This is a genomic window from Clostridium sp. CTA-17 (genome assembly GCF_054767895.1).
The window spans coordinates 75,436-91,612 of record NZ_BAAABF010000002.1; the positions used below are offsets into that span (position 1 = coordinate 75,436).

The 16,177-nt window shown below is 26.9% G+C and carries 12 protein-coding genes; 8 read left to right on the forward strand and 4 right to left on the reverse strand.

Annotation, left to right across the window (positions count from 1 at the left end; translation table 11 throughout):
• Positions 1–29 precede the first annotated feature (29 nt).
• Both ACYUCG_RS04685 and ACYUCG_RS04690 read right to left on the reverse strand, forming a co-directional pair.
• The gene (locus tag ACYUCG_RS04685) at positions 30–1,529 is read right to left on the reverse strand and encodes a phytoene desaturase family protein (RefSeq protein ID WP_283677818.1); all 1,500 of its coding nucleotides are present in this window, start codon (positions 1,527–1,529) and stop codon (positions 30–32) included.
• A gap of 4 nt (positions 1,530–1,533) precedes the next feature.
• Complete coding sequence (locus ACYUCG_RS04690) at positions 1,534–2,175, reverse strand: undecaprenyl diphosphate synthase family protein (RefSeq protein WP_060796146.1); 642 nt, start codon at positions 2,173–2,175, stop codon at positions 1,534–1,536.
• Between the two features lie 147 nt (positions 2,176–2,322).
• Here ACYUCG_RS04690 and ACYUCG_RS04695 point away from each other — a divergent pair, with 147 nt between their 5' ends.
• The 4 genes from ACYUCG_RS04695 (at position 2,323) to ACYUCG_RS04710 (ending at position 6,988) form a co-directional block, all read left to right on the forward strand.
• On the forward strand, positions 2,323–3,273 hold the full coding sequence (locus ACYUCG_RS04695) for an aromatic acid exporter family protein (RefSeq protein ID WP_460268207.1): 951 nt from the start codon (positions 2,323–2,325) through the stop codon (positions 3,271–3,273).
• 306 nt (positions 3,274–3,579) lie between these two features.
• Positions 3,580–5,595, forward strand: coding sequence for an LTA synthase family protein (locus ACYUCG_RS04700; RefSeq protein WP_460268208.1), 2,016 nt, complete (start codon positions 3,580–3,582; stop codon positions 5,593–5,595).
• Between the two features lie 193 nt (positions 5,596–5,788).
• Positions 5,789–6,058 carry an ATP cone domain-containing protein gene (locus ACYUCG_RS04705; protein ID WP_060796591.1) on the forward strand — a complete coding sequence of 90 codons (270 nt, stop codon included), beginning with the start codon at positions 5,789–5,791 and terminating at the stop codon, positions 6,056–6,058.
• An 84-nt stretch (positions 6,059–6,142) separates the two neighbouring features.
• The gene (locus tag ACYUCG_RS04710) at positions 6,143–6,988 is read left to right on the forward strand and encodes an outer membrane protein assembly factor BamD (protein ID WP_415318842.1); all 846 of its coding nucleotides are present in this window, start codon (positions 6,143–6,145) and stop codon (positions 6,986–6,988) included.
• 51 nt (positions 6,989–7,039) lie between these two features.
• Here the strand turns inward: ACYUCG_RS04710 and lepB are convergent, their stop codons facing one another.
• Positions 7,040–7,576: a signal peptidase I gene (gene lepB / locus ACYUCG_RS04715; RefSeq protein ID WP_240298477.1), complete on the reverse strand. Its 537-nt coding sequence runs from the start codon at positions 7,574–7,576 to the stop codon at positions 7,040–7,042.
• 174 nt (positions 7,577–7,750) lie between these two features.
• Here lepB and pulA point away from each other — a divergent pair, with 174 nt between their 5' ends.
• From pulA to ACYUCG_RS04730, 3 genes are all read left to right on the forward strand, one after another.
• A complete protein-coding gene (pulA, locus tag ACYUCG_RS04720) occupies positions 7,751–9,715 on the forward strand; it encodes a type I pullulanase (protein ID WP_460268209.1) in 1,965 nt (654 codons plus the stop codon).
• Positions 9,716–10,274: 559 nt separating this feature from the next.
• Entirely contained in the window at positions 10,275–11,264 is a 990-nt protein-coding gene (locus ACYUCG_RS04725) for a polysaccharide deacetylase family protein (protein WP_139933612.1), read from the forward strand.
• A gap of 216 nt (positions 11,265–11,480) precedes the next feature.
• Positions 11,481–12,542, forward strand: a complete 1,062-nt coding sequence (locus tag ACYUCG_RS04730; RefSeq protein WP_283704601.1) for a PRK06851 family protein — start codon at positions 11,481–11,483, stop codon at positions 12,540–12,542.
• A 46-nt stretch (positions 12,543–12,588) separates the two neighbouring features.
• On the opposite strand, the gene ACYUCG_RS04735 is transcribed toward ACYUCG_RS04730, so the two are convergent.
• Positions 12,589–13,683 carry a ribose-phosphate pyrophosphokinase gene (locus ACYUCG_RS04735; RefSeq protein WP_003455967.1) on the reverse strand — a complete coding sequence of 365 codons (1,095 nt, stop codon included), beginning with the start codon at positions 13,681–13,683 and terminating at the stop codon, positions 12,589–12,591.
• A 429-nt stretch (positions 13,684–14,112) separates the two neighbouring features.
• On the opposite strand from ACYUCG_RS04735, the gene ACYUCG_RS04740 reads away from it, so the two are divergent.
• A complete protein-coding gene (locus ACYUCG_RS04740; RefSeq protein WP_460268210.1) occupies positions 14,113–16,101 on the forward strand; it encodes a molybdopterin-dependent oxidoreductase in 1,989 nt (662 codons plus the stop codon).
• Positions 16,102–16,177 lie beyond the last annotated feature (76 nt).

Here is a 16,177-nt window from a genome sequence, read left to right on the forward strand (position 1 = left end):
AGATGTATCATAATACACCTCTTTTTATTTTAGTTAAAATCTGATATTATTTTTTCACAGCATAGCTTAGCTGAGATTAAAGACATTGATATTCCAGAGCCCGGATGTACTGAATCGCCTACAAAATATATATTATGTAGTTTTTTTATTTTTGCCTGAGGTCTAAAAATAGTTGTTTGTAGCAAATTATGATTAAGACCAAAAGCTGCACCAAAAAAGCAATTAAAATCATTTTTTAAGGTCATAGGAGTTGTATAGCTTTCGTAAATTATATTTTCTTTTATGTCTTCCAAATCTTTAATTTTACTTATATCATATAAGACTTTGTTTCTCAAAGACATAATTATAGATTCGCTCCATTTTGATTTATATTTATTTAGGTTTGGAACACGTAAGGTTATATTAATGCATTCACAATCCTCAGGAGTTAATGAAGGATCTATTGAACTTGGGCAGTAGATATAATATATATATTCCTTTGGCAGAGAGCCATCTATAAAGGGTGCTAATAAAGCTTCTTTCTTATTTAAATTAAGTACTATATTATGTACATCTAAATTTTTATATTTTTTCTTAAGAAATAAATGTAGTATAAATGTAGAACAAGAAAAGGATAAATTATTTTGTTTTTTTCTAGAAATTTTACTTTTTAGTACACTCCTAGGAATTAAATTTTGTATAGTATAGGTAAAATCTGAATTACAAACAATTAAATCGGAAAATATATTTTCATGGTTTACCTTTGCTCCAATTGCTACATTTTTTTCTATAAGTATATTAGTCACATTTGAGTTAAGGTGTATTTTACCACCTAGTTCTAGGATTAATCTTTCTAAAGCTTTTACATAAGAGTACATTCCACCTTTAATATAGTATAATCCATATATTTGAGTGGTTGATGGAATTAAATTAAAAACATTAGAACTTTTAAGTGGAGACTCCCCAATATACATACATTGAAAAGCTAATAAGGTTTTTAAATATTCATTATTTATATATTCTTCAATGGTTTTATAACAATTTTTAAAAGGATGTATTTTAAGTAGTTTAGGTAAAGATTTAAAATAGCTCCAATAATTTAATGTAAAAAAACTCCTGTTTAAAAAATATTTTTCTACTAAAAGATATCTTCTATAAGAATCGGATATATATTTATAATAATTTGAACTTTCATCATTAAATACCTTTTCTAAGGACTCTGTAGTTCGTAAAAAGTCTGAATAAATATTAAAACTATCTCCTTCATCATTAAACACTTTATATAAAGTATTTAATTCTACAAGATCTATATAATTTCTATAGTCTTTTTTGGCATATTTAAATACTTCTAAATAGGGCTTAGGTAGCATAAATATTGAAGCTGAAGAATCTATTTTAAAATCTTTGTATTCAATTAAATTTACTTTTCCACCTATCTTAGAGTTTTTTTCAAAAATATCTACTTCAAAATTATTAACAAGAAGGCGAACAGCAGTAGCTAATCCACCTATTCCAGCTCCAACTATTATAGCTTTTTTCTTTGGACTCATTTAATTAACCACCTAGGGTAATATCTTGATCGTTATACCACTCAAGAGCATTAAAGAAATGATCTTTATTAAAATTAGGCCACAAATCATCAATTATGTATATATCAGAATAAACTGATTGCACAGGTAAAAATCCGCTTAATCTACGTCTACCACCCCATCTTATCAATAAATCTATCCTTGAAATATCCTTTGACTGAATATTATCATATATATTTTTACTCTTAATGTCACAGGCTTTTAGAATATTTAAATCCCATTCCCAACCATAATTAACAAGGAAGTTAACACGTATGCCACCTTTACCCATTTTAGTTCTTTTAGTATATTTTTTTAACTCTTCAGGAAAAACTGGAGAATCAGAATTTCCTATAACAAGCAATTCACAATCTTCATTTGCAATTAATTCTACTGATTTTATGCAGGCATCTATGAATGCCTTTTTTTGATATGATGGTCTTTTGGTATTGTCTGTAGTAAAACCATAATAAGTTATTTCTTTAATATCTAGTTTTTGACAAAGTTTAAAAAGTTCAAGTCCAGGGTCAATTCCATGTAAATATCCTTGATCTTTTTCAAGTCCATTTTCTACAGCCCAACGTCTATTGCCATCTGGGATAACCCCTATATGTTTTGGAATTCTCATAATATATCTCAACCCTTTCTTAAAAATAGATTCAAATGAAAGTATTCCCATTTTAATAAATAAAATGCATAAATTTGATTATTTTAAAATTTGATTATATTATTATTCTATGGAAAAATTTAATGTTAATTATACGGAGTTGAAAAAATGAGATTTATAGGTGTTAGAACTTGGAAAACAGGAATAGGAGCTGTAATAGCTATGATGATAGCAAAGGAATTAGGTCTAAGTTACTGGGTTTCAGCAGGAATCATAACTATACTAAGTATACAGAGTACAAAGAGAGAATCATTAAAAATAGCTCTTAAAAGAATAGAATCTGTTATTATAGCCTTAATAGTATCTTCAATTTTATTTTTAGTATTAGGGTTTAACTCAGTTATTTTTGGACTATATCTTTTAGTCTTTATACCTTTAACAGTAAAATTAAAGGTAACAGATGGAATTGTTGTAAGTTCTGTTTTAGTAACCCATTTATTAGTTGAGAAACAGGTGAATTCATATTGGATAATAAATGAACTAGGGCTTATGCTAGTTGGTGTTCTAGTTGCTTTAATATTAAATAGTTATATGCCTAAGAATGAGGAAAAGATAAAAGAAGACATAGATTATATCTCAGAAAAAATAAAAGAGATATTTATGGATATGGCATATTCTTTAAGAACACATAGTGTTTCAATAAAGGAACAGAGACTTTTTGATGAACTTGAAAATAGGATAGAGCTAGCTAAAAAAAGAGCCAATGATAATTTTAATAATTACTTGTTTTCAGATGTTAGGTATTATGTACATTACATAGATATGAGAGAAGTTCAATTTCAAATGTTAAAGTACATGAGAGAACACTTTTCAAGAATATCTATTACTGTGAAACAGACTGAACTGGTTGCTAATTTTACAGAAGAAGTAGCCTCTGTAATAGGTAAAGAAGTTAACGTAAATATACTTATTAATAGATTAAATAGGTTAAAAAAAGAGTTAAGTGAGCAAGAACTTCCAGTAACTAGAGAAGAGTTTGAAAATAGGGCTATGTTATTTCAATTTATTAATGATTTAGAGATCTTTATAAAAACTAAAAATCAATGTTATATAAAATAAAAAATTATACTTAGATATGTTTATTAAAATAAAAAAGTATTAGTGTAAATTTATAAGTTTTAGTTTTAATGATGGTTAAAATATATAAAAATTTCTAATAATGGTGATGAAATAAAATACAATAAATAAAGTTATATACAGAAATTATATTATATTGATAAATATGAATAATATTCATTTAACGATTATTAACAAAATTAAAATAGCATAAAATTCTTAAATAAGTTAGAATAATCAATAGATGTTTAAAAATTAAATTCTTAATTAAGTCTTAGTTTGTTACATTCGTTCTAAGGGAGGCATAAAATGAACAAAAAGTACTTTAAAGAGGTTTGGGGAAATAAAAAAACTTTGAAAAATTTGGGGATTAACTTATTTATTTGGATTACTCTATCTTTTTTCTTAGTATTTTTAGGAGAAGCATTTCATAGAGGATCTATTGAAAATGGAAAGAATTTTTTACATAATCAAACAACAGTATTTGTATTAAATTATTTAATATTTTTAATGATTACTTCAATTGCTTTTTTATTTAAGAAGACTAGAATGGTTTATGTAATAATAAGCACTATTCTTATGGGGTTTTATATAGCAAGCGGAGTAATACTAGGCTTTAGAGGAACACCACTTATATGGGCAGATATGTTTTCTTTTAAGGAAGGTTTAGCTATAGCGGGAAATTATTTAAACTTGAATATTTTTAAATATGTTGTTATAGCTTTAGTAGTTATAATTGCAATACTAGTAGTATTATGGTTTAGTGAAAGATATAAAAGTAGAAATAAAGTGATTAACCCTTATGGGTTTATAATTCTACCATTATCTATTTTAGTTATAGGAACTTTTTATGGAGTTGCAAAAGAGCATATAGAAATATACAGATGGGATTTGCCAGTTTCATATGAGAGAAATGGGTTTATGTACTCATTTTTAGATACAGCAGCAGGATTTAAAGTTAAAGAGCCAAGTGATTATACTAAGGCATCTATTGAAAAAATAAAGAATGATATAATTGAAGATGCACAATTAGCTAGTAATGATACTAAAATGGCATCTGCTACGCCATTAGAGTTTCCTAATATAATAATTGTTCAATTAGAATCATTTATGGATTTAGAGAGAATAAATGGATTAACTTTTACAGAGGATCCTATACCAAACTTTAGAAAAATAGCTAGTGAATCAACAAATGGGTTTTTAAAGGTTCCTACTTATGGAGGGGGAACCGTTAGAAGTGAATTTGAAGTATTAACTGGATTAAGTACTGATTACTTACCAGTAGGTGAAATACCTAATAATAATATACTAAAAAAACAGCCTGTTGAAAGTTTAGCTTACATATTACATGATTATGGCTATGGAACAAATGTTATACATAATTATGAAGGGAATTTCTATAATAGAGATACAGTATTTCCTAACTTAGGATTTGATAAATATATATCTATGGAGTATATGGACAAACCTAATAATGCTACTTGGCAATATCCAGAGGATGTTTTAAATATAGAGCCGATAGCAGATATAATAGCTAATAATGAAAAGCCTCAGTTTATTTATAATGTAACTGTAGAAAGTCATGGGGGATATTCCTCTTCAGATTTTGAAAATTATACAGTGGATGGAAATTTAAATCAAGAAGAAAAAAATGAACTTCAATGTTACATAGATAAATTAAGAGGTGTTGATGAATACATAAAAGAGCTTATGGATTATGTAGAATCCTCAGGAGAACCTACAGTAATAGCTATGTTTGGAGATCATTTACCTTCATTAAAGATAATAAACGATGATGAAAGTGTATTAAAAGATGGAAATAAATATTTAGCTGACTTCTTTATATGGGATAATATTGGCTTACAAAAGGAAAATGTAAATATGGAAGCAGAGGAGTTTACAACATATATATTAGAAAAGCTTAATATGGTTGCAGGAGTTATGCCTACTTTTCATAATGCATGTAAGGATGATGAGAATTACAAAGAAGATTTTGAACTTCTTCAATATGACATGCTATTTGGAAATAAATATATCTTAAATGAAAATAAAAATAAATATGAAAAAACCAATATGAAGATGGGATTAAAGGAAATAACTCTAAATAATTATGAAATAAAAGATGATATATTAACTGTAACTGGTGATAATTTTAATTATAAGAGCAAAATTATTATAAATGGAAAGATTAAAGAAACTAATTTTATAGATGAACATACATTAACAACCACTGAAATTCCTTCAAATATTAAAAATATTTCAGTTGGTCAAATAGGCAAGTATGACAAAATACTAAGTACTAGCAATTCAATAGAAATAAAATAGTAGTTAATTTATATAAAAGGTTATTCAAAAATCATATGCTTTTAATTTAATTCATAACATATGATTTTAAAATTTGAAGAATAGCCTTTTATTTATTGTCTTTTAGTATAAATTTATCTTTTAAGAATAAAATGTAAATGTTATACTTAACTTAAGAATTACTAAATTATACTAATTCAATGGGAGGATATTTATGAACATAATAAAAAAAGACGGAAGAATTGAAGAATTTAAAATTGAAAAGTTATCAACAAGCTTATCTAATGCAGCAAGTGATTTAAATTTCACACTTAATAAATCAGATATAAATATAATTGCAAAAGATGTTGAGGAAACACTAAGATCAATAAGAAAAGATAATGGAGAAACTTCAAGTTATGAAGTTATTGGTGTTGTAATTGATACATTAAAAAATGAAAAGTTTAGTGATGTTTTAAGAGCATATGTAAAATATAAAAAATAATTAAAATTAGGTAGAGAAATTCTACCTAATTTCTTTGTGAAGACTGTATTTTATTAATGGTAAATAGGGGAGAGAAGTGAAAATATGATAAAGAAAATAGTTGTAGCTGTAGGTTTATTATTTAGTTTAAGTTTTTTGTTTGGGTGTGGAAATAAAAGTTTAGTAGAACAAGGTAAAGCAGCCATAAAACAAGGAAATTATGAAGAAGCTACAGCAATTTTTAAAGCGGCAAGTGAAGAGGAGTCAAAGGATAAAGAAGAGGCTCAAAGTTTATATGATTTAACATATAATTATGTAATATCTATTAAAGCATATAATGAGTTTAAGTTAGATGTAGCCTTAGATAGTTTGAAGAAATTAGAAGAAAATAAAAATGAAGAGTTGATGAAAGAGGATATTACTAGTTTAAAAGAAGAAATAAGTAAAGATAAGAGTGCACTAGATGATTTTTATTCAAGTATGGATAAAGTTAATGATTTAGAGAGTGAAGGTAAGATATCAGAAGCAAGGGATTTGTTAAATAAATCTCTTAAAAACATTTCTTATTTGGGGGAAAATGTTAAAGAGCTAATTGCAAGTGGAAATTCTAAATTAAAGAGTTTAGATGAAAAGCTTGATAAAGAGGAACTTGGTAAAAAAGATAAAAATAAAGAAGAAAAAACTGATTTCTCTGAAAAAAATAATAAAGAATTAGCAAATAAAGCTTTAGAAACAGTAAAGAATTTTGGTGTAGTAAAAAAGGATCAGTATTTAGAGTTAAAATCTGAGGATATTTATGACCTAGGAGATAATAGTTATGGTTTTATAGTGAACAAATACTATTATCCAGAGGGAAAGCCAGAGCCTGCATTTATATGTCAGTATTTAGTAGATAAAGAATCGTGGAAAGTTAAAGAGGTTAAAGAGGGTATTACCAAAGAATTAAATTAAAGAGTTTATGACAAACTAGAGTGATATTTTATTCTCTCTAGTTTGTTTAATTTAAAATAATTTAAATTTATGGTTCTTGCAGCAATATTTAAATAGTGCCTTGCCTTGAATATCAGTACCTTGTATTAGTCCAAAATACCTAGAATCTAAACTGATATTTCTATTGTCACCCATAACAAAGAATTTATCCTTGGGTATTTTTAATTTTAAATAATAAGGAAGGTTCATTTCTTCTTTTATATATGGTTCATAAATTTTATTGCCATTTACATATACTTCAGAATCATTTATTTCAATAGTATCACCAGGAAGACCTATGATTCTTTTAACTAGAAAATTATCATATTTACAAGGGGCATAAATATTTACTATATCATACCTTTGAGGAGAAGATGTGGAATAGGATTTTTTATTTATAATTAATACATCACCGTGATGAATAGTATCTTCCATTGAAGAGCCATCAACAATGGCTATGAATATATTGTTTAAGAAGAAACCTAAAATTAGAATTAAGGATATCAATATGGTTATTATAATCTTAAAAAAACTATCAGGTGGATCTATAATATAATTAAAACATTTCATGTAGTATTACCTCATTGATATTATGAATATATTATTAGATTATTTTTTATGAATACAAATAAGAACCAATAATTAGCTTTTAGTTGAAATTTAATTACTACTTTAATATAATTAAATTGATTGTAATTTGTATACAATTAATTGGAAACGTTACCGGAGTTGGGAGAGGATTTTATGAGAAAAAATTTTAATTCTAAAGAGTTTAATGATAAGTTTTATTATGATGGAGAACTTGGAGCTATTTATGATAAAGATAAGACTATTTTTAGGGTATGGTCACCAGAAGCTAAAAGCTTAGAGTTATTACTTTATAGAGATGGAAATACAGAGAGTTTAATAGGAAGAGATTTACTTCATAAAAAAAGCAATGGACTTTGGGAAATAGTAAAAAAGGGAGATTTAAATGGAGTTTATTATAATTACCATATTGTAGGAGAAGATTTTGAGCATGATTTTGTTGATCCTTACTGCAAAGCTTTAGGAGTTAATGGGTATAGAGCTATGGTTATTGATTTGAAGAAAACTAATCCTAAGGGATGGGAAAATGAAAAGAAACCATCACTTGAAAAACCTGTAGATTCAATTTTATATGAAATGCATATAAGAGATTTTTCAATTGATAAAAGTTCAGGGGTTTCTTTAGAAAATAGAGGAAAGTTTTTAGGAATAGTTGAGGAAAATACAAAAGTTCCTGGTACAGAAGTAAAAACAACTTTAGATCATTTAAAGGAGTTAGGAATAACCCATGTACATCTTTTACCTTCTTTTGATTTTGGAACAGTTGATGAAGAGAGATTGGATGAAGAACAGTATAATTGGGGATATGATCCTGTAAACTATAATGTACCAGAAGGTTCATATTCTAAAAATCCATATAAAGGTGAAGCAAGGATTAAAGAATTCAAGGAAATGGTACTTAAACTTCATAAAGCAGGAATAAGAGTTGTCATGGATGTTGTATATAATCATACTTATTCAGGAGAAAACTCTAATTTAAATTTATCTTATCCAGGATATTATCATAGACAAGATGATTTTGGAAATTTTTCTAATGGTTCAGGCTGTGGTAATGAATTAGCATCAGAAAGACTTATGGTAAGAAAATATATGGTTGATTCATTAAAATATTGGGCAAGAGAATATCACATAGATGGTTTTAGATTTGATTTAATGGCATTACATGACATTGAAACCTTAAAGGAAATAAGAGAAGAATTAAATAAAATAGATCCTTCAATATTAATATATGGAGAAGGGTGGAATGGAGGGGAATCTCCACTACCTAGAGAAGAAGCTTGTTTTAAATGTAATATAGAGAAATTTGATAAATTACAAATAGCAGCTTTTAGTGATGATATGAGAGATGGAATAAAAGGACATGTAGCACATCTTAAAGAAGGAGGCTTCGTAAATGGTGGGAAAGACTTTGAAGAGAGTATAAAGTTTGGAATAGTAGCGTCTACTTATCATGAAGGAGTGGATTATGATAAAGTAAATTATTCAGATTCTCCTTGGGCAAATGAACCTTATCAGACAGTAAATTATTGTTCTGCCCATGATAATAATACATTACATGATAAACTTAAAATTGTATGTGAAAATGCTTCTGAAGAAGAGATAATAGAAATGAATAAGTTAAGTGCTGCTATTTTCTTAACATCTCAAGGAATACCCTTTATTCATTCAGGAGAGGAGCTTTTAAGAACTAAAATTAATGAAAAAGGAGAATTTGTTGAAAATAGTTATAATTCTAATGACTTTGTAAATAAGATTGATTGGACTAGAAAAGTAAAGTATATGGAATTATTTAAATACTATAAGGGATTAATTGAATTAAGAAAGGAATATCCTTTATTTAGGTTAGAAAGTAACAAAGAAATAAGAGAAAAAATTTCATTTATAGAGAGTGAGTTAGGAATAAATGAAAAAGGTATAGTTGCTTATAGATTAAAAGATCATAATAATGAATTCATAGTAGTTTTTAATAGTAATAATAATCAAGTTAAAATAAACCTTCCTAAGGGCCTTTGGGGAGTTCTGGTTAATAATAAATTTTCAGGAAAAGAAATAAGGGATGAAGCTAGACATTTTTATGATGTAATAAGAAAGTCAGCATGTGTTCTTAAAAAAATTAAGTGATTAAATATAATTATAAAGTTTATAGGTTGCATCAAAATAACTTTTAATATAGCTTATAAACAGTATGAAGAGAATATCTAGATGAACTTTAGAATTTAAATTATTACGTAGAAGATATCACGTTAAGAAGCTGAGACTGTTAATTTCTTAGGAATACAATCTCACAAAGTTCGATTGTATAAGTTCAAGAATCCAAATTAAAAATTTGGGCTTTCACTTAAGTTTTGAAGCTTTAGTTATATCTTCGAAGTAATGATTATTCAAATGACTCCAATGTAACTAAAGTTCCATTGGATAAGTTTAAGGTTCCAAATTAAAATTTGGACTTTCACTTAAAATCTAGTAATTCTTGGAATATGTTTGTAAGCTTTATTATATTTTGATACAGATACTTGTTTAAAATAGAGCTGATTATGAAATTTTCATATAGCTCTATTTTTCTTATTAAATTTAATATGAATTAAATTTAAACAATTTGTAACAAAAATGTTTTTATAAAGTTTTATTATAATAATGAGAGATTAATAATTTAATTTATATAGACATGGAGATGAATTTTGTGAGTAACAAAGTAAGTAATGGAAAACATAATAAGTATTTAAAAAGAAGAATAGCAGTTGCTGTAGCAGGTATTGTGGTGCTTGTAGGTGTAGGTTGTGGAATAAAGTCATTATTTAGCAATAAAGCTAATAAGGAAGCTTTAGCATCAGTTAAAGAAGAGCAAACTAAAAAAGAAGAAGAAAAACCAAAGCCAACTGACATAATGCCAAATGGGAATATAATTTATGCGGCAGATTCTTATGCAGTTAGTGCAGATGAAGTTGAAAAAATGCTTCAAGGAAAATCTACAAATACTGACAAAGAAATATTTTTAACTTTTGATGATGGTCCAAGTGAAAATACAAGAGAAATATTAAAAATTTTAAAGGAAGAAGATGTACATGCTACATTTTTTGATATAGGATCTGCATTAAAGGATAATAAAGAGAATCAAGAGTTATTAAAACAAGAAATTGATCAAGGAAATGCAGTAGCAGGGCATAGTTTTTCACATGATTATAAAACATTATATCCAGGAAATTCAGTAGATGTAAATAAATTTATGAGTGAATTAAATGAGACCAATGAAATAATGAAAAGTGTATTAGGAAATAATTTTAATGCTAGAGTAATTAGAATGCCAGGTGGATACATGTCTAGAAGATATTATAGAGATCCTAACTTAAAAGCTTTAGATGAGGCTTTTGCAAAAGATAATATAGTTAGTATAGACTGGGATGCGGAAACAGGGGATGCAACTGGAAGACATTATACAGTAGAGCAATATGTTCAAAATTCAGCTAAGAATATTAAATCTTTAAATCATGTAATTTTATTAATGCATGATGCAGCAGCTAAAAAAGAAACTGTACAAGCATTACCTTCAATAATAAAATTCTATAAAGAACATGGATATGCATTTAAAGTAATTAAAAATACACCTGTAGGTGATAATAATTCTTCAGACTCAACGAATAATTCACAAAATAGTGATAATAAAACAAAATAAGTAAAGATAAATTATTATTAATGTGAAATACAATAACTATTTTTTTATTAATAAACTTAATTAAATAGAGAAGAATGATTTAAGTAAATATTACTTAATATAAAGAAGAGAGATGATTTTATAAAAATAAAATCATCTCTCTTCTTTGCTGTAACTTATTTACAAATTTAAAAATATAATAAGTTAAGAGCTATATTAGATATTAAGGAGAAGAAAATGAAAAATGTAGTTTATTATTATGGAGCAGGAAATACAGCAAAAGGATTTAGGCCACTTTACAATTCTATATTTCAAGGGGTCAAGAAAATTTATTCACTAAATGGAGGAAGCAATATATTTAAAACTGCTATTATAAAGGAACTTATAGATGAATATAGTGATACTTTAAGTTTAGAAGTTATTGTGAGCACTATAGATAATAATGAAATGGAGGGAATAATACTAAGAGAAAAAGAAATTGCAGTAGTAAATGGAACTCCTCTTCATGGATTTATGAATTTAGTTGGTGATAATATTGAAGTTATAGATTTAGATGTATTCTTAGATAAAGATGAAATAGAAAAAAATGAAGAGACTATAAAAATTCTAAAAGAACAATTTAAAGATTGTATGGAAAATACTCATAAAGAATACGAAAAAGCTTTGAAGATACATGATTATTGGGAAGATATTTATTTTCCTTATTTAAATATTGAAAAGGCAAATAAATTTACTAATCATGTAATTTCTTTACTAACAGAGGGAGCAGTTAAAAAAGAGTCAAAGGGCAAATCTGTTGAAAGATATTTAGGTGGAGCAACACCAAGTGGTTCTAAGGATTCTGTTCCTAGTATAACTGAAGGGGTAAAAAGATACTTTTTAAAAGGAAGAGCTGGAACAGGAAAGTCAACTATGCTAAAGAAAATAGCTAAGGAAGTAATAGAATTAGGTTATGATGTGGAAGTATATAATTGTGCATTTGATCCAGATAGTAAGGATATGGTTATAAGTAGAGAACTTAACTTTGCAATTTTTGATAGTACAGCTCCCCATGAATATTTTCCAAGTAGGGAAGATGATGAAATAATAGATGTTTATACAACATATATTGATGGAGATGTTGATAAAATTCACCAAGAAGAGATTAAAAAGATTGCTTTAAATTACAAAAATCAAGTAGCAAAAGGAACAGCTTTCTTAGCGAAAGGTGAAGAAATAAAAAATAAGCTAGATGATATTTATAATAATGCATTTAATCATAAAGAAGCAAAACATGTTTTAGAATTTTTGTTTGAATAGATTGAAAAGTGCTCTGCTAAAAAGCAGAGCACTTAATTTAAGAATATTATTTTTCGTCTAATAATCTTTGAATTATGTGAGTAGCGTCCATATATGATGCTACAGATTTATCATAGTTTAATCTATTTATTATTCTTGCGATAAAATCAGATAAATCAACAGCTTTAAACCAAGGAGCAGCCTTTAATTCCTCAGGGATATAAGTTAAGTTTGTTGAGTAAACGCTCTTAATTATTCCATCATTGAAGAACTTGTTGAATTTTTCTAAACCTTCAGTGAAGAATGAGAAAGTAGTAGCAACATATACATTTCTAGCATTTCTTCCTTTAAGCTCTTTAGCAATATCAAGTACAGATTCTCCAGAAGCTATCATATCATCAACGATTAAGACATCTTTTCCATCAACGTCTCTTCCCATGTATTCATGTTTAACTATTGGGTTTTTACCATTAACTATACGTGAATGGTCTCTTCTTTTGTAGAATAAACCAACATCAACACCTAGTACGCTTGAATAGTAGATTGCTCTATCCATGGCACCAGTATCAGGACTTATTACAAGTAATTTTTCCTTATCAAGCTCTAAATCTTTTTCATTGTGAATTAAAGATTTAACTATATCATAAGTTGGGTAGAAGTTTTCAAATGACATTAGTGGGATAGCATTTTGAACGTTAGGATCGTGAACGTCAAAAGTTAAAACTTCATCAACGCCTAATCTTTCTAGTTCTTGAAGTGCTAAAGCACAGTCTAGAGATTCTCTTCCTTTACGTCTATGTTGTCTTGATTCATATAAAAGAGGCATTATTACAGTTATTCTTCTAGCCTTTCCTCTTATAGCAGAAACTGTTCTTTTTATGTCTTGGAAATGTTCATCTGGTCCCTTATGATTTTCAAAACCAAACATTTTATATGTACAACTATAGTTACCTATATCACAAAGAATGTATATATCTCTTCCTCTTACAGATTGAGGTATTTTAACCTTTCCTTCACCATTAGAGAATCTTATCTCATCAGTTTTTATTAAAAAAGATTCCTCACAATTTCTTTTCTCTTGTATAAGCTTGTCTATAGCATTACCAAGTTCTGTGCAACTTTCTAAAGCTATAATACCTAATCCATGATTTTGTTCGTTCATTCGTCTATCTCCTTTTTTAATGCTTATTTAAAATATTTTACAATCGTAAATACTAAAGATATCGTCATTTATATTATATACGAATAATTTACTTTTAAAAATAGAAATTTATCATAATTTTTGACTAAATTTAATAAAAAACTCAAAATTTTGTTGTCAGATAATTTAGATTTTTTAGAAAATATGAATATTATTCTAAATTTAATTCATAAAAAATCTATTTTTTTATAGTTAAATTCAATTTAATATGAGATAAAAATATTATATTATGATTTAAATTGTTTTTATTTTTTAATAGTAATTTTTGATTTTATAGTTGTTAATGAAGGAACATTCATATAAAATTAGACTAAATTAGAAATAGAGGAATTTTATTATGTACGTAGTTTAAAGATGTATGAAATCAATAAAATATAAGGGGGAGTTATTATGGAAGTATTAAGTCACGGATGTACATTGGATTGCTTTGATTGTTGTAAATTTAATGTTTATAAAGAAGGAAGTGAAATTCTAAAAATAGAAGGTGACAAAGATCATCCATTTACAAGGGGACTCATATGTAAGAAAGGAATAGCTCACTTAAAAAGATTGAATCATAAAGATAGAATATATACTCCTCTTTTAAAGAATAATGGAGTATGGGAAGAGATTTCCTTTGAAGATGCCTTAGAAATAATGAAAGAAAAACTTGAATCTATAAAAGAGAAGTATTCTTCTAAGTCAATATTATATTATAGCCAATATGGAAGTGGTGGAGTACTAAAGGGAATAGAGGATATATTTTTTAATTTTTATGGTGGTGTAAGTAAAGCTATAGGAGGCCCTTGCTGGAGTGCTGGAATGAGAGCTCAAAAATATGATTTTGGAGATTCTGTATCAAATTCCTTAGAGGATATGATAAATAGTAAAAACATATTTTTATGGGGTAAAAATCCTGCAAATACAACTATACATACTATGGCAATTTTAAATAAGGCAAAGAAAAACGGGAGCAGAATAATAGTTATAGATCCAATAAATACTCAAAGTGCAAAGCTTGGAGATATTCATGTAAAAATTAAACCTGGTACAGATGGAGCTTTAGCTATGGCCATGGCAAAAATAATAATTTCTAAAGGTCTTGAAGATAATGATTTTATAAATAAATATGTTTTAGGATTCCAAGAATATAAAGCTCATTTAGAGGATTTTGATTTGGATTATTTAAGTGAGGAATGTGGAATAGAAATAAGGGATATAGAAAAGCTAACTAAATACTATTGTGAAAAAAACTCTAGCATATATTTGGGATATGGAATGCAAAAATATAAAAATGGTGGAAATACCATAAGAGCTATTGATGCCTTAGGTGCTTTAACTGGTCAAATTGGAGTTAGAGGCGGTGGAGTAAATTACGCAAATAAGGTATTAAGTAGAATTTTAGATTTAGATCCATTTAAAAGTGGAGAGGTTGGAGAAAATAGAGGATTTTATGTTTCTAATATAAATGAGTTTATAGAAAAACCACAAAAATATTCTTTAAGTATAGAGGATTCTAATGCACCAATAAAAATGATGGTAATAACTAATAGCAATCTTATGAATCAACTTCCAAACTTAAATAGATTAAATAATAGTATAGATAAAGTTGAGTTTAAAGTTTGTTTTGATATGTTTATGACAGATACTGCTTCAAAGTGTGATTTATTCATTCCTTGTACCAATACTTTAGAAAGTGAGGATATGGTTTTTAGTTCAATGACTAACCCTTATTTAATATATAATGAAAAGATAATAGAACCTAGAGAAAAACTTATGGATGAATACTACTTTTTTAGAGAACTAGCTAAAAGAATGAATTTAAAAGGATATCCAATCCTATCTAAAAAAGAATATTTAAGTAAGGTTATTGAACCTCTAATGAGATATAATAAAGATATAAGCTTAGATTATTTAAAAAATAATCCTTTTACAGTTTATGATGATGTAGCTTGGGAAAATAAAAAGTTTAAAACACCTTCTGGCAAATTTGAACTTGCTTCTAAAAGGGCTTTAAAAGAGTGCGGAAGCTTAACACCAACATATATAAGTCCTAGAATAAAAGGAAACTGTTTTAGATTGCTTACTAATCATTCTAAAGATTCATTATCAAGTCAGCATTATATAGATGTGAATGAAAAGGCGAAAGTATATTTAAATGAGAATATGATAAGAAAGTTTTCCTTAATTTGTGGAGAAAAGGTTAAATTAAAATCAAAGGCAGGAGAGATTACAGCAATTTGTTCCTTAGATAATGGAGTTCAAGATTATGTGGCTTTAATGTATGTTGGTTGGTGGAAGAAACATGGGAATCCAAACTTTTTAACTGAATCAGGAATCTCTGATATGGGTGGACAAATAACATATAATGAAACCTTTATAGAGATTGAAAATATATAATAAATAAAAATCAAAAGAGAAAGGTTGTATTTTAAGAGAATAAACATTAAAGAAAAAGGAGGAGGCTTCATAATAT